The following is a 24091-nucleotide window of genomic DNA, read 5'->3' on the forward strand; positions in this document are numbered from 1 at the left end:
CCTTCTGAGTTCCATGCGTGGTAACTAATCTCATAGTCTTTCGGCAAATCCTCTTCACTTTCTATACAAATCCAACCATTATTGTTTTCGATTCCTTGAAGTGATTTAGGTCTAAAAACTCTTATCGATAAACCAAATTCAGAATCATAAGTGTCCATCCATTCAAAATCTAAGCAATCTAAAAGGCTACCTCTTGAATCAATTAAATATTTTTGATGAATAAATCCATTATTTTGTAATGCTTGTTCTTTCGCTTCTTCTGGTAATTGTATCCAAAATCTTTTGTAAGCATTTTTTATTGCAGCTAATTTTTTCATTATTTTTCAATTAAAAATTCTTTTATTTTATGGAATGCTACTTTTCTAAGGAAAGCGTGCATATCTTTTCGTTCTTGGGTGTCTGATGTCAATTCGATGACATAACCATATATGAAACTTGTTACTTCCGATACTTCGTCAATGGATGTGCAATCGTCAATAATCAAAATTACTCTGGCTTGTTCTACTAATGTTAACATGCGATGTCAGTTTGTGGTTCTTCTTTTTCTAATCCGAGATCGCCATACAAAATTTCGTGGTCCACTGATTCGAACACATAAATCAAATTGGCTTCTAAATATTTTCGGAATAATTCCATATCCAATTTTTTGTTCATCAGGATAGGACCATCGTAACAATCAAACTCTTTTAGGTAGATGAAAAACGGAAAGTTTTCACGTATCACCATCTTTCTTATGTTGTTACAATCAATAGATTCCTGTTTGAAATCCTTTGATTGTGCTAATCTTAAATTAATTGTGGCTCTTTTCATGTCTATTTTTTGTGAAAATGTCTAAAAATTGTTTCTATTAAGTGAAAAAATAAAATCGTTTTCCAACAATCCTACAAAATTGATTTACAATATGTTAATTGCTTAATTGGTTGTTTTTGTGTTGGAAAGTGTTGGAAAACAAAAACAATTTCCAACGTGTTCCAACAAATCCACAGCTTTTCCAACACTATTTTTATATTTAATTTATTTAAAATCAATATTTTACTCTCTGTTGGAAATGTTGGAAAAAAAATGTGTCATTTGAGAAATTATTGACGCAATTTTTTAGTTTAATTTCTTTGTTAGAATGGTAAATCATCTTCTACTTCTTTATTTGTTGTGTCAGAATTCGCCGAAACTTCTTTATTATTTACAAATAAGTCTGGGGTCACAGGGGTTGGCATCGCTTTCGAACGTTCTTGTATATCCACAGCATAGGAAATTGTATTTCTATCTTCTGGTTTCAGCTTCTCCATATCAAAACTCAATGCAGATGTATTGGCACCTTCTGAGAAACGAACCGAATCGTGTGCACCGATAAATGCATTATCATCTTTCATTGCTTTGCGTAATTCTGATTTGTTTGGAGCGGTTTGATCAAATGTGCGGTACCAATCTTGTTGAATTCTTCCGTATACAAATGAGAAGTTGAAATAAATCGTAGAACCGTCTAATTTAAAATCTAAACCATGCTTTAAATAAGCTGGCGTAGACATGCGTAAACATGATGCGAACAATTGCCAGAATTTCTGAATTACAGATTCGTTTTCTATTCTTCTGCGTTGTGCGGTAACCATTGCGTCAAAATGAGCTAACATTTCGTCGCGTGTAAAAGGAAAATGTATTTCGTTGTGGAAAATCTCGTACATGGCAGCAATAACAGCATGATTAGTCGCGATACGTTCTGGTAATCCTTTGAATGATTTTCTTTTGGCTAATGTTGACTTATATTCTCTGAATTCGCGTGTAAAACGTTCTTCAACCAGGTGACGTTTCAAGATGATGTCGACCATGAAATGTGATACACCTTTTTTGATCATATCGTCTAACTTGTTGAAGTTTTGTTTGGCTTGTTCATCAAATGAATTTACCACCATTTCTTCCCAAAGCATACGAATGATAAGCGGTTCTTCAGTTGGACAATCATTTGATGTAACTAATGGAGCTGAAAGAATTGGAACTTCGTCAGAAGAAACGCGCGAATCTAATGTTCCGAATTTATATCCGTTCAAATCCCAAAGTCCTTTCAACATTTCGTTTGTTTCAAGATCACCATTACGATATTCTGATAAGTGGGTAATAACATTCGCAAATTGAGCGAACTCACGAATTTGTGCTTTACCTGTAGATTTTTTAGATGAAAGGGAAATTACAGATTGAATGTCACCAAAAAATGAACGTAAACCTTGTGATAATTGATCCTTTCCAGAAGAACCAGGACCGAATAAAAATAACAAAGGAAATGCGCTGATTTCTGATTTCACAATATCATGAAAAGCAGCTGCGAATAAAAATAGAATTCCTGTAATCGCATGATCGCGGTGAACTTTTCGTAATTGTGCTAAATATTCGCCCAAAGTAAAATCTCCCGATTTCACGATAAAACGTTTTTGTGAAATGTAACGAGTAGGATTGTTTCTATAAATCCCATTCGCTGATGGTACATAGAATGTTGTATCGTTGAAATGAAATACGCCATTATCGTCCATTTTAACACGTCCAGTTCCTGGAATAGTCACTTCGTTATTCCAAACAAAAAAACCTTCTGGATTCCATCCCAAAACATCTACAGCACGACCCGTACCCATAGAATCGAAAAGGAAATCCTTTAAGTTTTCTAAATGATTTGTACGACCTTTAAAACGGTAGTTTCCTTGGTTTTCAATCGTTTTGGTAAATACACCTGTGTTTTGCATAGCATCTGCAGGCGCATCGAAAATACGTTCTACACCTTTTTTGTTACGAATACGAAATAGTTTCTTTGGATATTTATCATCATTCATGTGTTGAATGATTTCAATTTCGAAATTAGAAATCGATTTGAACGTATCTAATTCGTCATTGCGTTCGACTAACATCCAAATTTCATTTTCATGTTGAAAGAAATTGTATTCGCGAATCATTGATTTGTATTTCGAAATGTCAACATCTTGCAACTTTACTGGTAAATCGTACTCAGAAAGATTGATATTTTTGCGTTCTATTTTCTCAGAATCTAAATCTTTGATGATTTCTTTTAGAACTGTTTTCGAAAGTTTAGAAGCTTTCTGTAACATTTCTGAATAGATTTCACGAAAGGTTTTATCTTCGATAGTAGAAAGAACACGCGAACATTTTTTAACGCCTTCTGCTTTTTCGATTGGTGTATCGCCAGTAATCCAATTTTCCATTAAAAATGAAAAACCATTTTGGATATAGTCGTTATCACGTAAATGTTGATCTAACTTTTCATCTTTATTTAAAATAGTTTTGCGAATAAAATCATCAGGATCTAACTTGTTAGGAAGTAAACATACTTCGACATTAAAACCTTGTGCAAACAATTTTGGTACATTTCGAAGAATAGCATTTGTACCAGCTTCATCGCCATCGAAACAAACAATTGCTTTGTGTGCAAATCGTTTTACTTTCTTGATTTGACCTTCTGCCAATTCTTTTCCGTAAGGAGAAACAGCGTTTGGAATTCCATTTTCTTGCCATGCAATTACATCATTATAGCCCTCTACAAACCAAACGGTATTGGTTTTTGCAATAGATTTTAAAGCAAAATTAAGTCCGTATAGTTGAGAACTTTTGTTGTAGAACTCTGTGTTCGCAGGATTCATCCATTTTGTTTCGTCACCATCTTTTAAAGATCGTGATGCAAAACCAATCATTTCGCCACGTTCGTCTAAAATAGGGTAGGTAAGACGTTCCCAAATTTTATCGTTGTTCTTTTCGTTGATTAAATTTAGTTCGCGTCCTGGTTCTACCAAACCTTTAGGAGAAAGTAAATTGTACAAAAATTTTCCACCTGGTGCATAACCAATTCCCCAATGTTGAATTTGTTCTTCTGTATAACCACGTTTTGCGATTTCTAACCACGCAGCATGATCTTTTGGTAATAAATGTAATTGTTCTTCGAATTGTTTTTGAGTAGCTTTTAGAATAGGACGCAAATCGTCCATTTTCTTTTTCTTTTCTTCGTATTGTTGAGCCGATGCAGAATCTTCGTATTGCACGTCCATTACATAGAATTTCGCCAATTCGCGTACAGCTTCTGGATATGTGAAGTTGTTTTTCTGCATTAAATACGTAAATACATTTCCACTGATATCGGCAGATTTATCAAAGAACATTTGTTTGGTTGGCGAAACAATACAAGAAGGTGTCTTTTCTTGTTTGAATGGAGATAAACATGTCCAGTTAGCACCTTGTTTACTCATTTTATTATCACGTGAAAATACTTCTACAATATCGGTTTTAGAAAGTAAATCGTTGATAAATTCTTCTTTGATTAGTGACATAGTTTTAGCGGATTTTAAAGAAATAAATAAGAATGATAATTAATAGGATTGCTGACAATCCTATTAATTTAAAAGTTCGGTAATCGTTGTTGTCGTAGTTGTGCATGGTGGTTAATTTATCTTTCCCAACAAATGAAATTATCTTTCCAATAAAAGAAAAAGGTTATACCATCTTGTATATCTTTTACAACATCTTTCCATATTTTTTCATCGTTAAAGAAATATTGCCAATCAGGATGTGTGATAATCTTTAATTTTAATAAAGATTCTTCAGTTGGTAATACAGTATCTTTTTCAGAATAATCCTTAGGATTAAAATTATTTGCTGCATTAATAATTTTAACCACATCTTCATCATTAAAATCAATTAGACTAAGTGATTTTGTAACCTTATAACTTTTATTTAGTTTTTCAGATAATGTTGTATAAAATTCTACCTCTCTTAATTCAACAGGTCTACAAGCATCTTCGTTTTCATCTAAAAATTCAATATCCAAATTATACATTTGAGAATACAAATTTGATTTTATATTAGTGTCGTTGTAGTTTTTGTCCCAATTAGAATAATTTTCTTCTAAATAGTCTGGCCAATTTCCTACTAACCATCCCTTATCATCTATCCATTCCGAAAAAGCATTGTATAATTCTTCACCCCATGCTTGTTCAATTTGTTCTGTAGTCATTTTTTTATTGTTTTTGAATTGTTATTAAAAAGGTAATTTCATCGGTTTTGGGTCTGTTGGTAATAATTTTCCTAATGATACTCTTATCCCATTTTCTTCTGAATAAAATATATTAATTTGCTTCTTTGATATTTGATTCCTTTTCAGGGTTATATCGTATAAATTAATAATATTAGTACCTTCTTTTTGATTCCCCTCACACGATAATTCTATATTGTCTAAGTATCCTTTTGAACCATTAAAGATTATAGAAATTTTATTTCCAGTTAGTCTATAAAAAAAACCAACAATAGTTCTAACAAAATCACCTTCCATTATTTGAATTCCTGATGTTTTAATAATTAATCTTTCTTTCATTATTAAAAAATTTAAAAAGGTAAATCGTCTTCTGCGTTATCACTTGGAGGAACATCATCAGGAGCGGGTGGAGTTGCTGTAGAAGATTTACGTTCTAAAAAGTCTATTTTATTGACACGCATTTCTAAAACTGGTTCTGCTTTTCCTTCTTTTATGTATGCCGATGCAAAGGCTTCTCCTTCTACATAAATACGATCTCCTTTCTTGATGTATTTAGCTAATTCTTGAGTTTTTGTGTAGCGTGTACATCGAATCCAAGTAGTATGTTCTTGTTTTTCGCCCTGTGCGTTTTTCCACGTTTTTGTAACAGCTACAGAAAACTGAATTGATAATTGATCTTTTCCTTCGAAGAAATGTAATTTTGGATCGTTTCCTACATTTCCGATAATTTGAAATTTATTGATTGCCATAATTATGATATGTATAAAATTGGAGTACCTTTTTTGAATATGATTTTTTCATCAGAAACATCTTCATTTTCATAATGACTAATAGGTTCTACACCTTCTCCGGATGGATTTATAAAATCTTCTTCTGTTTCATAAAAATCATTCATGTAATAGGCATGAATTTCACATTCTTCATTATCTATATGATGTAAAACAGCTTTTGATTCTAATTGTTCATCAGGATAAGTATTCAATAACTTTTTTATTTCTTTCCAAGTCAAACCAATTTCAGTTGACTTGATTAACTTTAATCCTTCCATATTTTTGTTTTTAATTATTTAGGTACTCCGTACGCGATTATTTTTTTCTTATTATCCATTGCGAATAATGGATAGTGATATGATTTTTTTTGACGTGCATATTTCTCTGCTGAGTTAGCATCGGTAAATATTTTAGTTCTACCGTCTTTTACTCTATCTGTTATTTCTTTGTCATTCTCTGTGAAGAATCTCATTACTGTCTAATATTTGGGTTTTTGTTAATATTTTGTTTAGGTTTAGTCAAAAAAATATCGCTCCAAATATGTTTTATTTGAAAAGTTTGACCACATTTTCTACAACGGTAAACTTCATAGTCGATATCATATGCTATTATATCAAATATTGGCATCTTCTGAATTATAATAATCTACCCATTTCATTAACCAAGCATCTATAGCTTGAAATTGTGTGTTTGTTTTCATGATGCCTTTTTTTGTTTTAAATCATTATGAACTGGATGAACACGATCAACTATTTCACGCATTATTAATTCTTTAGAATTTTCAAGAAATTCAAATCTTTCTAAAACTTTACGTGTAGATTGCTCTACGTTAAATTTCTGTGTTCTTTGTAGAATTTCTAACACATTCCATGCGCTTGAAAGTTCTTGTGTTGTGATTTTTTCTAAACTCATTTTTGTTGAATTTTTCGTTAAACTTCTTTTTTATATGTTGTTAATTGCCTCTTAATTGGTGTGTATAATATTGTATTGAAAAGCGAAAATTGTCAATTCTTGTTTGGTCGAAATTTCAAGCTTTTCATATAATACACGTTTCTTTAGGTGGAGAGTTCCCAAAGCTATATTTAGTTCCATTGCAATGACATCGTTCGTCATATCGGTAACTAATAGCTTTATCAATTGAACTTCATCTATGGTAATAGGTTGATGATGTATTTTTATATTTTTACAAACTAATCCAGCAGATTTGCAATTAGTTCTTATTGGGCATTCCCAATATTCACCTTTTTGTACTCGACCAGATGCAGTGATGTCTGCATTAAAGTCTAAGCCACCATATCTGCATTTTGTAAATTGTTCTACTTGCATTTGTTCGTTATTTGGATGCCAGTCCATAAGTGCCAAATGAGCGTCAATATCTTTATACATTTCATCTTTCAACATTTGATATATAGTTGAATCTATTTTTGAGAATGGTAACATTTTACCATTTTGAATAAATGTTAGAGTTTCACCTGTTGTGAAAAACTCTATTTCGGAATTAATCATTCCTGGATAAAAGTTTTGTTTAATCATAGCGGATTGTCTAAATTTTGTTTTTATGTCTAAATAATGGTTGAGTAAAGACAAAAAAATTATTCAGCTTCTAAAAGCTGTTTATTCTTCTTGTATAATGTTTGATTTTCTTTTGCCAGTTTGATCAAACATTCTAACATTTTATTGTCTGTCGTTTCTCCAGTTTTTACACGCCATACTTTTTGTTTGTTTGCATCGGTATATTTTATCTTCATACGTTTACAAACTTCCTTTCGATATCTTGTGGGTAAAAAACGAAATAATTCGTCTAATTGTTCTTTATGCAAATACATAATATTAATGTCTATTTTTTGTTTAGATTTGTATTGTTTTGTTATGTTTTGTTATACAAATGTAAACAATTATTTACATTATAAAACAAAATGTAAAAATATATTTACAATTAAGAATCAATCTAAATAATTTTATGAATGTTTTTAAAGAAAAATTAGAATACCAAAGGCTAAAAAATGGTATTAGTAAAGAAGAGTTGGCAGATAAAGTAGGTATAACTCGCCAAACGTTGTACAACTATTTAGCTGGACGAAATCCGAACTGGGAATTTTTACAAAATATTCAAAATGTATTTGAAGATATATCTATGGATTATTGGATAAATGATTCTATATCGATGTATGATGATCATGTAAAATTTTCGAATAAGGCAAATGTTGTAAATGAAAATATTGATAATTATACTCAGGAAGTTAAATTTTCTATCATCAACAGAAAACTCGATACAATTTTAAGAATTATAACTGACCAAAAGGTCGATAAATAAAGGTTTGTAGCTTATTATTTTCGTTCTTTTATCGTTAAAATTCATATCATAATAAACGATTTTTTGACCGAATTTAATAAATATAAATATTTTAAGAACATAAATAAAAAAAAAGGGACTTTTCCGTTCCTATTTCGTATTTAAACAACATAAATTTAGTATTAATTGAGGCTATTTCCTGTCCAGTAGAATTGCTACATCTTTTTGTAAATGCATATTTTGTAACGAATTTGGAACGAAAAATTTGTAAATTACTTATAGTTAATTAATTATAATGTAATTAAAAATCCCTGTGGGTCTACTGATTTAAGCTTCAATATACGTATTGAAGCTTTTTTTTATGGATAAAATTTACTATATTTATAATAATTGATTTATAAATGACTTTAGAAAACATAATTTTAGAAGCTAAAAAAGGAAAACGAAACGCTCAGAATGCTGTGATTGAGGTTTTGTGGAACAAAGTTTATTATTATGTTTATAGTAAGATTAGAAACGAGGAAGAAGCAGAAGACATCGCGATAGAAACGTTTACTAAGGTTTTCAGTAAATTGAAATTATATAACGAAGATTTTGACTTTAAGACTTGGGTGATTTCTATTGCTCATAATACGATGATTGATCATATTAGAAAATCTCCTAAACTTAATATTTCAATTGATGATGAAACGAATCTACTCGAGATTTTAGAAGATCATCCATCTCCTGAAGAACATCTGATACAGAAACAAGATAATGATACGCTAATAAAGGCCATTGCAAAGCTGAGAGAACCGTATCAGAAAATTATCGAATTGAGATACATCGAAGATAAAACCTATAAAGAGATTGCGGAGGAACTTAATTTAACCTTACCAAATGTTAAAGTTCGATTATTAAGAGCCAAACAATTGTTAACAGAGGTGATGCAAAATAATATTTAGTACATTTATTCGTTGAAAAGTTGTTGAAGTAAAATAGAAAAGAATATAGAAATGAAGAAGCATATATACCTTACAACAATCCTAATGATAAGTTTGTTTTTAACATCTTGTGGAAGTAGCAAAGTAACTTCTTACAAAAAAACAGGTGCTAAAAAAGTATATTCTTCAACTAAAAAATCAGAAACTTCAGAAGTTTTTCGTTCTGTAAATGCAGATGATAGCGCTCCTCGTGACATTAATAAAATTCTAAAAACAGCCAAGTCTTATTTAGGTACACCTTATAAATATGGAGGAATTACTCGATCTGGTTTCGATTGTTCGGGATTAGTTTATGTAAGTTTTAAGGAAATGAAATTAGAATTACCGCGTCGTTCGAGTGATCAAGCTGAGTATGGAAAAGAAATTAACATTAAAAATGTTAAAATAGGTGATCTGATTTTCTTTAATACTTCTGGAAATTCTATTTCTCATGTGGGTATCGTAGAGCGTATTAATAACGATGGAGCAATCTATTTTGTACATTCTTCGACTTCAAAAGGTGTTATTATCTCTTCCCTTGATGAAAATTATTGGAAAACAAGATTTGTAAAAGCGGTTAGACTTTTATAACTTGAAGTGTGTTTAATAAAAAAAATATATCATTAACATTTTTTGGATTTCTATTTTTCAGTTTATCCATGGTTGTGAATGCACAAGATGACAGTATTAAAATTGATACCGTTAGGATAGAAAATAAATCTCATTCTAAATTCAGAAAACTTTACGAAACATTATTGTTCAAGAAAAAACCAACAAGATTTCCTATTCAATACAATAATGCTGCTGAAAACGAAAAGTATCAAGGGAAGGTAATTCGAAACATATATTACAAGACACAAGATCCTTTTGGTTACTCTTTACAAGATACGACTAGAGTACCTACAAAATGGATAGAAAGAGCTGGAAATACATTACACGGGAAAACAAAACACTTTGTGTTGCGCCAAAACATGTTAGTTAAACCAGGCGAACGTTATGATTCATTAAAAGTAGCAGAGTCAGAACGTCTAATTCGTGCAAATCGTTCTATTCGTCGTGTCGAAATCAAAGAAGAAGCTGTTGGAACAGATTCGGTTGATTTATATGTTAATTCGATAGATTCGTGGAGTATGTTTATTACAGGTTCCGTTTCAAGTTCAAAAGCAGGATTAAGAGTTCGTGAACGAAATTTTCTGGGGGTAGGACATGTATTTGATAATCGTTATCGTCACAATTATAAAACAGGAAATTCGCTTTATCAATTCAATTATACAGTGCCTAATATTGCACAAACTCGAATTATTGGTAATGTACGTTATTTTAAGAATGAAGATGATCATTATTCCAAATCGGTGAGTTTTGTACGTCCTTTTTATTCTCCTTTGGCGCATTATGCAGGAGGAGTTTCTGTGGGGCAAATTTATTTTAAAGATTCGTTAGATTTTGATAAACCAGTTTTAGAAAACAATCCATTTAAGTATAATTTTCAAGATTATTGGTTAGCGAGGGCTTTTCGAATAGATGATGGTCATTCCGAAAATATCACTAACCTTATTGTTTCTGGTCGATTTTATGATCGTAATTATACGGAAATGCCTACAGAAGAAAATGATCCGGTTCATTTTTTTTCTGATCAAACCAATTATTTAGTAGGTTTAGGAATTTCATCTAAACGATACATCAAAACAAAATATATTTTTAATTATGATATCGAAGAAGATATTGCAATTGGTAAAACTTTAGGAATAATAGGCGGAATTCAGAATATTCGCCAAACAACTCGTTATTATTTAGGAGGGAAAGCTTCTGCGGGAGGTTTCTTGAATACCGGATTCTGGGGTTTTGGTGTTGAATTTGGAGGCTTTTTTAACAAAGGAAAATTTGAACAAAAAACCTTGTCAGTGGAAATGCAATATATGGCAAGGTTAATCAATTGGGGAGATTGGAAATTCAGGAACTTCGTAAAGGCGAATTATTTATTGGGACATAATCGGATGGATTCACCCGCAGATCAACTCTCTCTTCATGAACATGATTATCTTGGAATGGCTGGTTTTAAATCGGATAGAGATTTAACGGGGCAACAAAAATTGATGATAGAATATCAATTACAATCGTATTTACCATACGAATTTTTAGGATTTCGTATTTCACCTTATTTCAATGCTATGTTTGCAGCGATAGGGGATAGCAAAAAATTTATTTTGAATAATAACCCGATTTATTCGCGTTTTAGTATAGGTGTAATGTTGACAAATGATTATTTTGTATTTAACAATATTCGATTTTCATTGTCGTATTATCCGTCAATTCCAGGACAAGGTAATAACTTAATCAAAACTAATTTATTAGATAATAGAGATTATCAAATGATGGATTTTGATTTCTCAAAACCTAATTATATTCGTTGGAATAGATGGGATTAAAATACAAATAGCTTGAAGAAATCTTCAAGCTATTTATATTGAATAGTTGTATTTTTTATTTCACTTGTCTTGATACTATCCACGAAACTAAACTTCCTAAACCTAATACCGTTATAATAACAGCAATAAAGTTTTCTACAGAAAATAGAAAAGGAAAAGGAACGGTTGCGGATGCCATTACCAATCCAAAATTAATTTGTAACAATCCAATTACCGAAGCAATTAATAAACCTGTTGTCATCGCAATAAAAGTAATGATAAATCCAGTTTGAAAGAAGATATTACGAATGTTTTTTCGTGATAGACCAAAACTATACATGGTTTGTATTTCTTTCTTTTTATCTAAAATCAAGATGATAATTGTTCCTGCCAAATTAAAACACGCAATGATAATGACTAAAGTAAAAATCAGGTAACTAATCAAGTTTTCCATATTCATCACTTTCAAGAAAGCTGAATCTAAATCTTGTCTGGTTTCAATTTTATAATTATCGCCTAATGCTTTTTGAAGTTGATTCTTCACTTCATTAAACGACTTTTTGCCAGTTGTTTTAACTTCAATCGAATAACATTGGTCTTGATTCAAGAGTAATAATTCTTGCGCTAATCCAAGTGTTGTAAAAATATGTTTATCATATTGTTCATTCAACATAAAGACACCAACACTATACGCATCTTTACTCGTAAAAGCGTCACTTTCTTGTTTGATTAAACCAGTTCCTGCCTTTGGCATCATCAAATCTGCTGGCGTTATCGGATCGATATAAAGTTGCAAACGTTCTGCAATTCCATTCGAAACAATAAAATTATCCGCTCGTGTATAATCTAAATATTGTCCACCATAAATTACCGTATCCAAACGGGTAACTTTGGTAAAGTTTTCGTCTACACCTTTTAAGTAGGCAATATCTTGCTTTCCTTTGTAATTAATGTAGACTTTTTCTTCGATGATTTTCGAAAAAGCTTTAACCTCTTTTTGTTGTTTCAATTGATCCACAACAAAAGTTAAACTGTCTAATACTTTTCCTTTCGAAGGAGAGATTTTAATTTCAGGATTTACATTGCTATAATATTTTAAATTCATTTTTTCTAAACCCGAAAAAACGGATAAAATGATAAACAAAGCAGCTGTAGCAACCAAAATAGCACCAACAGCAATCGATGTAATAATGTTTACAGCATTTGTATTCGTTTTCGAAAAAATGTAGCGTTTTGCAATGTAAAGCGAAATGTTTCTCATTATAAGATCGGATTATTTCCTTCTCCTCTTAACGCTTTGTCGATTTTATCCATTTCGTCTAACGAATTGTCTAAAATAAAAATTAATTCAGGTGTAATACGCATTTGTTTAGAAGCACTTTTTGATAAAATTCCTCTAAAAAACGGTGTATTTACTTTTATTTCCTTGAAAATTTCATCTTTTTGAGTGTTAGGGAAAATACTAACATAGATTTTAGAAACGCCTAAATCTGGTGTTACTTTTACTTCTGTAACACTAATCAAATTTCCTGGGAATTCCTTTACAGCCCATTTTCTAAAAGCTTCTGCTAATTCTTCTTGAAATAATTTACTTACTTTTTGTTGTCTATTGCTATCCAATTCGATTCGTTTTTATAAGACTGTAAAATTACTGCATTTTTTTGTGATTAAAAACATTGATGAATTGAATTAAGTTCTTTGTAAATTTGTTTTAATGAAAAAAGATATCGAAACTTCAGAAGATGTTGCTTTATTGGTAAATACGTTTTACGATAAAGTGCAAAAAGATGATGTCATTGGTTACTTTTTTTCGGAAGTTGCTAAGGTAAATTGGGACGAACATTTACCGCATATGATTCAGTTTTGGGAAACTGTTTTGTTGGGAAAAGCAACTTTTGAAGGTTGGCCAATGCGAACACATTTGGTTTTGAGTCAGAAAGAAAAATTAAAACCACATCATTTCGAACGTTGGATGGAATTGTGGTTTGGAATAATTGACGAAAATTTTGAAGGAGAGATAGCAAATGAAGCTAAAAATAGAGCGAAAATAATGCGCGATTTGATTCTTTTCAAAATTGACCAAATGGAACAAAAACAAGGTTTTATTCAATAAAAAAATGCAACTCTTAAAAGTTGCATTTTTTTATGTTTGATCATGCTGATCGAAAAACTATTTTGCAATCATGATTAATTTCTTGTTCACAAATTCTAAAATTCCAGCTTTAGAAAGTTCACGTCCATATCCCGAATGTTTTACTCCTCCAAAAGGTAAATCTGGACTCGATGAAACTTGTTTATTCACGTAAACCATACCCGAATCTATTCTACGTGCAATTTTCTCTGCATTTGGGACATTTTCGGTGTAAATAGATGCCCCCAATCCATAAGTTGTGTCATTCGCAATTTTAAGTGCTTCTTCCACATTTTTTACTTTCCAAATACAAACTACAGGACCAAAAACTTCTTCGTCATAAGCTTTCATTCCAGGTTTTAAATTGGTTAAAATCGTTGGTTCTAAAAAGAAACCATCACGATCGATACGTTTTCCTCCAGCAACAATTGTTGCACCTTTATTTGCTGAATCATTGATCTGATCCAATAATTTTTCTAAGGCATTTTCTGAACTGACAGGTCCCATATTAGTATCTGCTTGTGTCGGATCGCCAACTTTCATTCCATTTACATGAGCTGTAATTCGTTTTAAATATTCGTCGTAAATACCTTCTTGTACAATAATTCGTTTCGAAGAAGTACACGCTTGTCCAGCATTACGCAAACGTCCATTAATTGTTCCGTTCATTACTTTTTCGATATCGGCATCATCTAAAACAATCATTGGATCAGAACCACCAAGTTCTAAAACCGAAGGTTTTACATTTTTACCTGCAATACTTGCAACTTCTGCACCTGCTGCTTCTGAACCAGTTAAAGAAACACCAACTATTTTTGGGTTATTGATAATTGCATCAGTATCTTTTCCTGACATCAATAAGTTTTTGTACAAACCTTTTGGTGCACCAGCTGCTGTAAACATTTCTTCGAATGCAATTCCACATTGCGGAATATTAGAAGCTGTTTTCAAAACAACCGTGTTACCAGCCATGATATGTGGACCTGCAAAACGTGCTATTTGAGAAAAAGGAAAATTCCAAGGCATAACACCTAACAAAACACCAATAGGTTCTGAAACCACATAGGCATCACCTTTTTCTGTTTGTAAAGGAACATTTGCTAAAAATTCTTCTGCATTATCTGCATAATAATCGATAATATTTGCGCTATACTCAATTTCGATTTCACTTTCATGCAATGGTTTACCCATTTCAGTTGTAATTAAAGCTGCTAATCGTGATTTTTGTTTACGCATTTCGTTTGCAACACGTTTCATTACAGCTTTTCGATCTTCAAAAGATTCGAATCGCCATGTTTGATATAATTCGTTTGCGTCGTCTATATATTGATTGATTTCTTCGCTTGTGTAGGCTTGAAATTCTTTTTCGATTTTACCTGTAGCAGGATTTAGTGTTCTGATTGAACTTGCCATTTCACTCTTTATTTAATCTATACAAAGTTGTAGCAATTCTCGTTCCTAACAAAACTTTTAGGATAAATAAAACTGATAGTTTATCGAATAAAATGTAATTGAGTTGATTGCAAGGAATGATGAATAAGTATTTTTTAGTTTATTGAAAATAGAATATTTCAAAAGTATTTCAAGATTTCAAATACTAAGATGGTCACCATAAGCTTGAAAGAATTATTAATTGTAATTAATATAAACAAAAAAAGCTGAAAACGATTTCAGCTTAAGATATATCTTATTTAAATTGATTTTATGTATTAAAATGGTAAATTATCGTCGTCATTGTTCATCGAGCTGGTAAACTCACTTCCAAAATCTCCAAAGGCATCTGAAGGATCAATAGCAGATAAATTCATAGCACTTCCCATTTCTTGCGAACCATCATTCATTGAACTTTGAATTTCGAAATCGCTACCATAAGAAGTTTCTAAATCAGTAAATTTAGCTTGTTCATTAATGAAGCGTAAACGTACATTTTCTAACGCACCATTACGGTGTTTCGCAATGATAAATTCAGCTTGTCCAGCACAAGGTTCACTCTCGTCATCCCAATATTCGAGTTTATAATATTCGGGACGATAAATAAACGAAACGATATCGGCATCTTGTTCAATAGCTCCAGATTCACGTAAATCTGAAAGTAAAGGTCGTTTACTTCCTCCACGTGTTTCTACCGAACGCGATAATTGCGAAAGTGCAATAACAGGAATACTTAATTCTTTTGCAATCGCTTTTAATGAGCGCGAAATCATCGAAATTTCTTGTTCACGATTTCCGTTTGCTTTTCCACCGGCCGTCATTAATTGCAAGTAGTCAATTAAAATCATTTTTACGCCATGCTGAGAAACCAAACGACGTGCTTTTGCTCTTAAATCGAAAATCGAAAGGGCGGGAGTATCATCGATATATAAAGGTGCATTTTCAAGACCCTTTACTTTTGTATATAATTGTTTCCACTCGTGGTCAGCCAATTTTGCTTTACGCAATTTTTCACCTGAAATCCCTGTTTCACCTGAAATCATACGTGTAATCAATTGAACAGAAGACATCTCTAAAGAGAAAACGGCAACTGGAATATTTTTATCAACCGTCATATTTTTCGCCATCGAAAGGATAAAGGCAGTCTTACCCATACCTGGACGAGCGGCTAAAATAATCAAATCGGATTCTTGCCAGCCAGAAGTAATTTTATCAATTTCTGTAAATCCAGAAGATAAACCAGACATTCCTTCTTTTGTAGACTGGGCCTTAATTTTATCAATTGCTTCAGTTACCAAATCTTTGGCTTCTGAATAACTACGTTTGATACCACCTTCTGTAATTTCGAATAATTTCGATTCTGAATAATCTAATAAATCGAAAACATCTGCTGTATCGTCGTATGATTTTTCAATCACTTGGCTCGAAATTTCAATTAACCGACGTAAAATATATTTTTCTTGAATCACACGTGCGTAATATTCGACGTGTGCAGAAGAAGAAACTTTTTGTGTTAATTGGATTAAATAATAATCACCTCCAATACGATCTAATTTGCCATCTTTTTTTAATTCATTCGAAACCGTTAACAAATCAATCGGTTCAGAATCGTTAAATAATTTTTGAATGACAGCATAAATCGCTTGATGCTCGGGACGATAAAAAACTTGTGGTGTAAGGATGTCGATTACCTCATCCAGCCCTTTTTTATCAATCATCATCGCACCAAGTACAGCTTGCTCTAAATCAACAGCTTGTGGAGGAAGTTTACCTTTCTCTAAACCAATGATATTGTGCTTGTTGGCTGGTATTTCAGGATTATAATTTGCTTGTTCCATAAGAGGCTCAAAATTAAAGAAAAAAACGAGATATAACTAATTTTATATCTCGTTTTAAATTTGTATATTCTACAATACATGTTGTTGTAAAATGTATTATCCTGAAAATTCTCCGAACTTGATATAACGCTCTTGACGTTGCGTTTGTAGTTCTTTTGGAGATAATTTTTTCAATTCATTGTACGTTTCCAAAACTTTATTTTTAAGATTTGTATACGCAACTTCTGGCTTGTAATGAGCACCACCAAGAGGTTCTTGTATGATGTCTTCAATTAATCCTAATTCTAACATATCAGGTCCAGTTAATTTCATTTGAGAAGCAGCTTGTTCTTTGTAATCCCAACTTCTCCACAAAATAGTCGAACAGTTTTCTGGTGAAATTACAGAGTACCACGTGTTTTCCATCATGAAAACTTTATTTCCTACACCAATTCCTAAAGCTCCACCAGAAGCTCCTTCACCAATTACAACTGTAATTACAGGAACAGTAAGTTTTAACATTTCGTAGATGTTTTTAGCAATTGCCTCTCCTTGTCCACGTTCTTCAGCTTCTAAACCTGGATATGCACCTGGAGTATCGACTAAAGTAAGAACAGGAATATTAAACTTTTCTGCTAATTTCATTAAACGTAATGCTTTGCGGTAACCATCTGGATTCGACATTCCGAAACGACGATATTGTCTTTCTTTGGTGTTTTTACCTTTTTGTTGACCAATAATCATGAAAGTTTGACCATTGATTTTTCCCATACCACCAACCATAGCTTTATCATCAGCAAATGTTCTGTCTCCGTGAATTTCGATAAATGTATTATCTGTAATCGCGTAAGCGTAGTCTAAAGTATAAGGGCGAGAAGGATGACGAGACAATTGTACACGTTGCCATGGTGTTAAATTACCATAGATTTCCTTCTTTTTATTTTCAATTGCAATCTCAATTTCAACGCAAGCTTGTTTGATGTTAACACCGCTTCCTTCGCCGACGATTTGACAGCTTAATAACTGTTCTTCTAAATCTTTGATAGGTTGTTCAAATTCTAAATATTCCATACAAAAGTGTTTGTTCAGTTCAACAAATATAGAAAAGGTTTTTTAGCCAATTATAAATAAATGTAGAATGTTTTTGATATTTTTTACAATTCATTCAATTTCAAAAGATAAAAGCGTCTACAAGATGAGTGGACGCTTTTAGTTTGGTATATTGAATTTTACATTTTTTCGATAATCATGGCTGAAGCTCCACCGCCACCATTACAGATAGCTGCTCCACCAATTTTACCTCCGTTTTGTTCTAAAACGTTTAATAAGGTAACTAAAATACGAGATCCAGAGTTTCCAAGTGGATGACCAATAGAAACAGCACCTCCATTAACATTGACTTTAGAAGCGTCTAAGTTTAAAATTTTAGTATTAGCGATTCCAACGACTGAAAAAGCTTCGTTAAATTCCCAAAAATCAACATCAGTTGCAGACATATTTGCTTTTTTCAATAACTTCTCAACCGCTTTCGCTGGTGCAGTCGTAAATTTTGAAGGTTCTTGAGAAGCGTCAGCGTAAGCAATTACTTTAGCTAAAGGTTTTATTCCTAATTCATTTGCTTTGTCTAAAGACATTAAAACTAAAGCAGAAGCTCCATCATTAATCGTTGACGCATTGGCCGCAGTTACAGTACCTTCTTTAGAAAAAACAGCACGTAAACCTGGAACTTTGTCAAAGTTTACATTTTTATACTCTTCATCTTCTTTAAAAATAACTGGCTCTCCTTTGCGTTGAGGAATTTCTACAGGAACAACTTCATTGTCAAATTTACCCGCAGCCCAAGCAGCAGCCGATTTTTTATAAGAATTAATGGCAAATTCGTCTTGTTCTTCACGAGAAATATTAAATTCAGTTGCACAAGTATCTCCAAAAAGACCCATCATTTCTTTGCTATAATAATCTTGTAGTCCATCATTTACAATGCCATCTAATAAAACGGTATTTCCGTATTTATTACCTGTTCTTGCATTTGGTGAATAAAAAGGAACCATCGACATGTTTTCCATTCCTCCAGCGACTACAATCTCTGCATCACCCAAACGAATTGCTTGTGTTGCAAACATAACAGCTTTCATTCCTGAAGCACATACTTTATTTACGGTTGTTGCAGGAATTGTATTTGGTAAACCTGCTTTTATCATGGCTTGTTTAGCAGGAGCTTGTCCTTCTCCAGCTTGCAAAACATTCCCCATGTATACTTCATCAACCAAAGAACCATCAAGGTTAATTTTATTTAAAGCGCCTTTAATCGCTGTTGCACCTAAATCTGTAGCAGGAACATTTGATAAACTTCCTAAAAAAGATCCCATTGCTGTACGAACAGCTGAAACTATTACGACTTCTTTCATTTAATTGTGATTTGTTGTTTTTATTATAATAACTTATATAATGCAAGATATAAAAATTATAGTAGTATTAATTTGATTTACTCTTTAAAGATTTTCTAAATTTGTTAACGAGTTACTATAGATAGTTGTTGTTTTTTATTAAAATGATAATTGAGTTTGTGTTGAATGTTTTTTTTTAAAAGAATATGAATCAAATGATGATGAAAAAAATAATACTTTTTGGATTGATTTCTTGTTTTACAGTTGCGATAGCTAAAGCTCAATCGTTTGACCAAAACTATTTTAAAACAGTTTTAGATTCACTTACTTCAAAATCTTTTGCTGGACGTGGTTATATAGAAGATGGAATGAGGAATGCGGGTATTTATATACAAAACGAATTTCAAAAAAATGGACTAAAATCATTTTCTTCGGATTATCATCAAACATTCACTTTTCCGATTAATGTAATTAAAGATGCAAAGTTGAAAATAAATGGAAAAGAGTTAAAATATGGGATTGATTTTATTGTGAAACCAAGCTCTAAGTCAATATCTAAAGTTGATTTACCCTTTTATATATTTGATACAGTTGCATATATCGCATCTTTTCAATCTAAAGAAAAGACAAGAAGTTTTATTATAAAGGATAATCAAAATCAAAAAGAGAAACACATTATTTTGCCTCCATTACAAACAAAAGTTGATTCTATTCAGCAATATTACAAACAATGGGCGAATATTTATGAAAAAGATAACAACCAACATCGGGCTATTTTTAGATTTACTTCGGATAAACTAACTGCAAGTCTAAGTCAAAGAAGATCTTCGGTTTCAGAATTTATTATTTCGGATAATTACTTTACAAAAAACTTAAAAATAAACGATTTTTTTATTGAATCAGAATTGAATAATTCTTTCGAGGCAAATAATATAATTGGGTATATAGAAGGAAAGAACAACGATAGTGTAGTTGTAATTTCTGCGCACTATGATCATTTAGGAAAAGTGGGGTCTACAATTTTTCCAGGAGCAAGTGATAATGCAAGTGGAACTGCAATGATGATGACGTTAATGAAGTATTATTCACAACATCAACCCAAATATAAAACCGTTTTTATGGCTTTTGCAGGCGAAGAAGCAGGTATTTTAGGTGCAGATTATTATGTTAATCATCCATTATTTTCTTTGAACCGAATCAAGTTTTTAATTAATTTGGATATTATGGGAGCTGGCGAGCAGGGGGTTCAAGTGGTGAATGGTAAGATATTTTTGAAGGAGTTTCAACAATTAGTAAAAATAAATTCCAAAAATAATTATCTTAGAGAAATAAAAACAAGAGGAGAGGCATGTAATTCTGATCATTGCTCGTTTTATATGAAAGGTGTTCCGTCTTTTTTTATTTATACATTAGGAGGAAAAGGTTTTTATCATGATCCTTATGATACACCCGAAAATTTAGATTTAAGTTATTCTGAAAAAGTCTATAATTTACTGAGAGATTTTATAGAACAGCTATAAAAAAATAATCCGTTCTATAAGAACGGATTACTAACCAACCTAAACTACTATAAAAAACTCTAAAAAGTAAAAAAGAGTGCGAGTAATTTCAAACTTCATAAATCCATTTCCTTATACTCGTTTGTCCTCTTTGTTTTACTATCTATGAATAAATTATTTGACACTGCAAATGTCCTACTTTTATGTGTTATTTGAAAAAATAGTTAAAGTTTTTATTTATACTATATATAGATAAAAACTATACTAATTATTTGTAATTGATTATATGTTTTTAAAGTAAATAGTTAGCTTTTATTAATACACTGTAAGAGAAAAATTAAAAAGCTTTATTTTAACGATAGCTTAACTATTTAATCACATTACAATGAAGAAATAATACGAATTAGAATCTTTGTGTTAATTTTGATTTCATTTTAACAGCCTAATAAAGGTAAATAAATTTTAATCAAAAAACAGAATGAGACTATTTTTATTCATCTTAACCTTTAACTTATTCTTATCAGTTGATGCGCAAATTATTAATCCAGATCAAATACGAACGACGATTTATGATACTATTTTGCAGGATATCCAAAAACAAAGTTTGGCTTTTCCGAATAAAATAATTGTAATTGATCCAACAATTAATAAATTCCAAGACTTAAAAATGGATGAATTTGGTTTGCAATTAGATGGGGCGAAGTACGATCAAAATTTATCTTTTTGTACTAAATTATCTCCCTATAAATGTGTCACAAAATTTGAAATAGATCACTATACAATTACAAATGTTTATAAGAATGAATCGGATGCTTTGTACCCAGATTTTTATGGAATTTACGCACCGATTGATTCATGGTATAATTTGGTTTATTATGCTGCAGTAGCACATTTTGAGAAAGATAGGAAGTTTCAGTTTAATGTCTTAATCCCAGTTCGAAATGTACAAATGAAGAATAAAATCATGCATGATAAAATGTTCTTTTATAACTTTTTATTTGATGAAAGTTTTAAGATATTAAAATTTGAAAAATTATTCTTAAAATCTTAAAATTCAAGAAAAAAAAATGTAAATTAGCTGTACTTTAATTTTCTATTTCATGTTAAATGTTAGTGCTTATATAGACGAACTTTTACAGCTTTCAAAAGGTAGTTTACGAATTTGCCGAATGAATTGGTGGCTTTTGAAATATGAAGATGAATTTGAAAAAGCGATTGACGAAACAAGTTGTAAAAAGTGGCAAAGATGGTTTTACAATGGCGAACATCCTTATCCATGTGTTTGTCCGAAAAGAGAAAAGTTATGTGCTTTTATAGATTTGTATCGTGAATTAGATCGGTTAACACAAGTACAACGATTAGAGAATTTTTTTCAAGATTATTTTCAGAAGTTTGAATTAATTAAAGACTCTACAGAGTTATTGAAAAATTGGATGAATGAGATTAGACCGACGATTTCTTCTATTTATTTGTTGTTGGATAAAAATGACAATTTAAAAATTAGATTTTACAATTCTGATCCAATTTTAGAAGTGAATATCAATAAAAGTGATTATAAATACACCTTGTTGTGTTTGGATATATTTAACTACAATATGTACGTAAAAGGTATGTAAAAAGAAAGAGAGTTGAAAAAATCAACTCTCTTTTTTTGAAATAATAGATTAAATATGGTTTATTTAATTAAACCAATTTCTTTTAAACGCTGAGTTAAAAAATCTCCAGCAGTAATATCTTCAAATTGTTTTGGATTTTCCTCTGTTATACAATTATCTAAAACAGATAAATCCATATCAGAAACTGGATGCATAAAGAAAGGTATAGAAAAACGAGATGTTCCCCATAGTTCTTTCTCAGGATTCACCACTTGATGAATAGTAGATTTTAATCTGTTGTTTGTATGACGAGATAACATATCACCAACATTAATAACTAATTCGTCGTCAGCGGCAATTGCGTCAACCCAAGTTCCGTCGTGACGTTGAACTTGTAATCCACGACCTTGAGCGCCCATTAATAACGTAATCAAGTTGATGTCACCGTGAGCGCCTGCACGAACAGCATCCTTAGGTTCTTCTGTGATAGGAGGATAGTGAATTGCTCTTAGAATAGAATTTCCGTTTTTTACTTTATCATCAAAATAAAACTCATCTAAATCTAAGAATAAGGCCAAAGCACGCAATACGTAAACTCCAGTTTTTTCTAATTGTAGGTATGTTTCTTCTCCATAAGTATTAAAACCAGGAACTTCATTTACCTTCACGTTTTCTGGATAATTGTATTTCGCTTTATCTTCTTCAGTTAAATACTGTCCAAAATGCCAAAATTCTTTCAAATCACCAACAGTTCTACCTTTAGCATGTTCGTTTCCGAAAGCCGTATAACCACGTTGACCACCAATGCCTTTTACGATATAACTTTGTTTAGTTTCTGTAGGTAAAGCGTAAAATTCGCGAACGCTTTTATATAAATTTTCAACTAATTCGTCAGATAAAAAATGTCCTTTCAAAGCAACGAATCCTATTTCTTCATATGCTTGACCAATTTCGTTGACAAATTTTTGTTTTCTTGCAGGATCATCAGATAAAAAGTCTGCTAAATTAACCGATGGAATTCCGTTTTGTGACATTTATATTTTCTTTTATAAAATTTCTTTTGCAAATGTAGGACAAAGATTTGTTTTGTGAATAATATTGTTAATAACTTTTTTGTGTAAGTATTGTATTGATGGGGAATTAGATAGTTATTCGTTTTTTATTTTATTAAACAATTGTAAATCAGTTATTATAAAGACTATTGGTGTGATTTTATTTCTTTAAGAATATATCAATTATATATATCGTGTTTTAAATTGTAATAAATATAATTGATTACATTGATTTGATGTTTTGATTATTTTAGTTAAATATAAAATATAATGAAACTACTATTTATACTATTGCTATTTAGCTCTGTTTTATTTGGACAAGAAATAGAAAAGCTGTAATGTTAATTTACCCTGGATGTGAAAAATATGAGAAGAAAGGTGTACAGAAATTAGCAGACTGCTTTAGTAAATATTTTAATAAACAACTATTGTTTGAAGTAGAACAGGTTTTAAAAAGTAATGATTTAACAATTAATGAAATAAATGTTAATACAAAGGTTAAATTCAAAATAAGTAAAGAAGGCGAGTTTCAAGATTTAGAAATAATTGGAACTGATTCAGAGAAGTTTCTTCTTACAAAGCTTTTGTAAATTATGTTGTAAAATTGAAAAAAGATAATAAGAAAATAATTCCTGCTCTTACTGAAAGAGGAGAAGCAGCAAGCTTGAATTTTAATATACCATTTAAAAATTATTAATCAATATGTGTTTTTTTTAGTTTAATTATTGCTTG

27 protein-coding genes and 1 pseudogene are annotated in these 24091 nt (G+C 31.2%); 9 read left to right on the top strand and 19 right to left on the bottom strand.

Annotated features, from left to right (window positions below; all coding sequences use genetic code 11):
• The 12 genes and pseudogenes from IF125_RS04235 to IF125_RS04290 form a co-directional block, all read right to left on the bottom strand.
• A pseudogene (locus tag IF125_RS04235) lies at positions 1 to 317 on the bottom strand (hypothetical protein); the annotation flags it as partial.
• Complete coding sequence (locus IF125_RS04240; protein ID WP_225541633.1) at positions 317 to 517, bottom strand: hypothetical protein; 201 nt, start codon at positions 515 to 517, stop codon at positions 317 to 319. The gene IF125_RS04240 and the pseudogene IF125_RS04235, both read right to left, overlap by 1 nt.
• Entirely contained in the window at positions 511 to 810 is a 300-nt protein-coding gene (locus IF125_RS04245; protein ID WP_225541634.1) for a hypothetical protein, read from the bottom strand. The genes IF125_RS04240 and IF125_RS04245 overlap by 7 nt, the downstream gene beginning before the upstream one ends.
• A 302-nt stretch (positions 811 to 1112) precedes the next feature.
• Entirely contained in the window at positions 1113 to 4316 is a 3204-nt protein-coding gene (gene dnaG / locus IF125_RS04250; RefSeq protein ID WP_225541635.1) for a DNA primase, read from the bottom strand.
• A gap of 116 nt (positions 4317 to 4432) precedes the next feature.
• Positions 4433 to 4999 (bottom strand): hypothetical protein, encoded by a 567-nt coding sequence (locus tag IF125_RS04255; RefSeq protein ID WP_225541636.1) that lies wholly within the window; start codon positions 4997 to 4999, stop codon positions 4433 to 4435.
• Positions 5000 to 5023: 24 nt separating this feature from the next.
• Positions 5024 to 5356: a hypothetical protein gene (locus IF125_RS04260; protein ID WP_225541637.1), complete on the bottom strand. Its 333-nt coding sequence runs from the start codon at positions 5354 to 5356 to the stop codon at positions 5024 to 5026.
• An 11-nt stretch (positions 5357 to 5367) separates the two neighbouring features.
• Complete coding sequence (locus IF125_RS04265) at positions 5368 to 5766, bottom strand: single-stranded DNA-binding protein (RefSeq protein ID WP_225541638.1); 399 nt, start codon at positions 5764 to 5766, stop codon at positions 5368 to 5370.
• 2 nt (positions 5767 to 5768) lie between these two features.
• On the bottom strand, positions 5769 to 6065 hold the full coding sequence (locus IF125_RS04270) for a hypothetical protein (RefSeq protein ID WP_225541639.1): 297 nt from the start codon (positions 6063 to 6065) through the stop codon (positions 5769 to 5771).
• A gap of 14 nt (positions 6066 to 6079) precedes the next feature.
• On the bottom strand, positions 6080 to 6259 hold the full coding sequence (locus IF125_RS04275) for a hypothetical protein (protein ID WP_225541640.1): 180 nt from the start codon (positions 6257 to 6259) through the stop codon (positions 6080 to 6082).
• Between the two features lie 224 nt (positions 6260 to 6483).
• The gene (locus IF125_RS04280; protein WP_225541641.1) at positions 6484 to 6699 is read right to left on the bottom strand and encodes a hypothetical protein; all 216 of its coding nucleotides are present in this window, start codon (positions 6697 to 6699) and stop codon (positions 6484 to 6486) included.
• A 51-nt stretch (positions 6700 to 6750) separates the two neighbouring features.
• Entirely contained in the window at positions 6751 to 7320 is a 570-nt protein-coding gene (locus IF125_RS04285) for a helix-turn-helix transcriptional regulator (RefSeq protein WP_225541642.1), read from the bottom strand.
• A 59-nt stretch (positions 7321 to 7379) separates the two neighbouring features.
• Positions 7380 to 7613 (bottom strand): hypothetical protein, encoded by a 234-nt coding sequence (locus tag IF125_RS04290; protein WP_221855985.1) that lies wholly within the window; start codon positions 7611 to 7613, stop codon positions 7380 to 7382.
• Positions 7614 to 7747: 134 nt separating this feature from the next.
• Here IF125_RS04290 and IF125_RS04295 point away from each other — a divergent pair, with 134 nt between their 5' ends.
• The 4 genes from IF125_RS04295 (at position 7748) to IF125_RS04310 (ending at position 11468) form a co-directional block, all read left to right on the top strand.
• Entirely contained in the window at positions 7748 to 8101 is a 354-nt protein-coding gene (locus IF125_RS04295) for a helix-turn-helix domain-containing protein (protein ID WP_221855983.1), read from the top strand.
• Positions 8102 to 8481: 380 nt separating this feature from the next.
• Complete coding sequence (locus IF125_RS04300; protein ID WP_225541643.1) at positions 8482 to 9024, top strand: RNA polymerase sigma factor; 543 nt, start codon at positions 8482 to 8484, stop codon at positions 9022 to 9024.
• 51 nt (positions 9025 to 9075) lie between these two features.
• The gene (locus tag IF125_RS04305) at positions 9076 to 9633 is read left to right on the top strand and encodes a C40 family peptidase (RefSeq protein ID WP_171622665.1); all 558 of its coding nucleotides are present in this window, start codon (positions 9076 to 9078) and stop codon (positions 9631 to 9633) included.
• Positions 9634 to 9707: 74 nt separating this feature from the next.
• Positions 9708 to 11468, top strand: a complete 1761-nt coding sequence (locus tag IF125_RS04310) for a BamA/TamA family outer membrane protein (RefSeq protein ID WP_225541644.1) — start codon at positions 9708 to 9710, stop codon at positions 11466 to 11468.
• A 55-nt stretch (positions 11469 to 11523) separates the two neighbouring features.
• On the opposite strand, the gene IF125_RS04315 is transcribed toward IF125_RS04310, so the two are convergent.
• Positions 11524 to 12708: an ABC transporter permease gene (locus IF125_RS04315; protein WP_171622667.1), complete on the bottom strand. Its 1185-nt coding sequence runs from the start codon at positions 12706 to 12708 to the stop codon at positions 11524 to 11526.
• Positions 12708 to 13067 (bottom strand): 30S ribosome-binding factor RbfA, encoded by a 360-nt coding sequence (gene rbfA / locus IF125_RS04320; protein WP_188319794.1) that lies wholly within the window; start codon positions 13065 to 13067, stop codon positions 12708 to 12710. The genes IF125_RS04315 and rbfA overlap by 1 nt, the downstream gene beginning before the upstream one ends.
• A 94-nt stretch (positions 13068 to 13161) precedes the next feature.
• On the opposite strand from rbfA, the gene IF125_RS04325 reads away from it, so the two are divergent.
• Positions 13162 to 13560 carry a group III truncated hemoglobin gene (locus tag IF125_RS04325; RefSeq protein ID WP_171622669.1) on the top strand — a complete coding sequence of 133 codons (399 nt, stop codon included), beginning with the start codon at positions 13162 to 13164 and terminating at the stop codon, positions 13558 to 13560.
• 57 nt (positions 13561 to 13617) lie between these two features.
• On the opposite strand, the gene IF125_RS04330 is transcribed toward IF125_RS04325, so the two are convergent.
• The 4 genes from IF125_RS04330 to IF125_RS04345 form a co-directional block, all read right to left on the bottom strand.
• Positions 13618 to 14991 (bottom strand): NAD-dependent succinate-semialdehyde dehydrogenase, encoded by a 1374-nt coding sequence (locus IF125_RS04330; protein WP_225541645.1) that lies wholly within the window; start codon positions 14989 to 14991, stop codon positions 13618 to 13620.
• A 296-nt stretch (positions 14992 to 15287) separates the two neighbouring features.
• On the bottom strand, positions 15288 to 16847 hold the full coding sequence (gene dnaB, locus IF125_RS04335; protein ID WP_171622671.1) for a replicative DNA helicase: 1560 nt from the start codon (positions 16845 to 16847) through the stop codon (positions 15288 to 15290).
• A 96-nt stretch (positions 16848 to 16943) separates the two neighbouring features.
• Complete coding sequence (locus IF125_RS04340) at positions 16944 to 17897, bottom strand: acetyl-CoA carboxylase carboxyltransferase subunit alpha (RefSeq protein ID WP_171622672.1); 954 nt, start codon at positions 17895 to 17897, stop codon at positions 16944 to 16946.
• 158 nt (positions 17898 to 18055) lie between these two features.
• Entirely contained in the window at positions 18056 to 19234 is a 1179-nt protein-coding gene (locus IF125_RS04345; protein WP_225541646.1) for a thiolase family protein, read from the bottom strand.
• 200 nt (positions 19235 to 19434) lie between these two features.
• Between IF125_RS04345 and IF125_RS04350 the strand changes: the two genes are divergently transcribed.
• The 3 genes from IF125_RS04350 (at position 19435) to IF125_RS04360 (ending at position 22328) form a co-directional block, all read left to right on the top strand.
• A complete protein-coding gene (locus IF125_RS04350) occupies positions 19435 to 20733 on the top strand; it encodes a M28 family metallopeptidase (protein WP_225541647.1) in 1299 nt (432 codons plus the stop codon).
• A gap of 457 nt (positions 20734 to 21190) precedes the next feature.
• Positions 21191 to 21763, top strand: a complete 573-nt coding sequence (locus IF125_RS04355) for a hypothetical protein (protein WP_171622675.1) — start codon at positions 21191 to 21193, stop codon at positions 21761 to 21763.
• 118 nt (positions 21764 to 21881) lie between these two features.
• Positions 21882 to 22328, top strand: a complete 447-nt coding sequence (locus tag IF125_RS04360; protein WP_171622676.1) for a hypothetical protein — start codon at positions 21882 to 21884, stop codon at positions 22326 to 22328.
• A 59-nt stretch (positions 22329 to 22387) separates the two neighbouring features.
• On the opposite strand, the gene IF125_RS04365 is transcribed toward IF125_RS04360, so the two are convergent.
• Positions 22388 to 23341 carry an isopenicillin N synthase family dioxygenase gene (locus tag IF125_RS04365; RefSeq protein WP_225541648.1) on the bottom strand — a complete coding sequence of 318 codons (954 nt, stop codon included), beginning with the start codon at positions 23339 to 23341 and terminating at the stop codon, positions 22388 to 22390.
• Between the two features lie 356 nt (positions 23342 to 23697).
• On the opposite strand from IF125_RS04365, the gene IF125_RS04370 reads away from it, so the two are divergent.
• Positions 23698 to 23949, top strand: a complete 252-nt coding sequence (locus IF125_RS04370; protein WP_171622678.1) for a hypothetical protein — start codon at positions 23698 to 23700, stop codon at positions 23947 to 23949.
• The last annotated feature ends 142 nt before the right edge of the window (positions 23950 to 24091 follow it).

It is taken from the genome of Empedobacter stercoris (genome assembly GCF_020281205.1).
Lineage (GTDB): Bacteria > Bacteroidota > Bacteroidia > Flavobacteriales > Weeksellaceae > Empedobacter > Empedobacter stercoris.